At 69.8% G+C, this 328-nt stretch carries 1 protein-coding gene; it reads right to left on the bottom strand.

Features of this window, described 5'->3' with window-relative positions; all coding sequences use genetic code 11:
- The coding region (locus tag HCK04_RS40715) for a hypothetical protein (protein WP_205831306.1) at nucleotides 1-232 on the bottom strand (232 nt) is incomplete at its 3' end.
- Nucleotides 233-328 lie beyond the last annotated feature (96 nt).

The raw sequence follows: 328 nt of genomic DNA, 5'->3' as shown, positions 1-328 counted from the left end.
GGCGGATCAACCCGCGGAGCTTCTCGAGCGCCAGGGGCAGCCTGCCCTTGCCCTGCAGCGCCTCCGTCTGCAGGGCCTCCGTCTGCAGCGCCTTCGTCTGCAGGGCCTCCGTCTGCAGGGCATCCTCGGCCGCACCGAGCTCCGCCCGAGCCGCGATGTAGGTGTCCTCGGCGAGACGACCGTCCTCCCACGCGCGCCTGAGCTGTGAGCCGAACCCGGCGAGCGCCTCCACCAGGTCGGCCGGCCGATCAGGTTCGAAATACCAAGGGGTCGGTCACAACCCCTTGTCTGACGTAATCCGCACCTCTCTTTGTGCGGGGGGGCGGAC

Source organism: Microbispora sp. CL1-1 (assembly GCF_012034195.1).
Lineage (GTDB): Bacteria > Actinomycetota > Actinomycetes > Streptosporangiales > Streptosporangiaceae > Microbispora.
The sequence above is the reverse complement of the archived record's forward strand: the minus strand, read 5'-3'. Positions and strand labels throughout refer to the sequence as shown.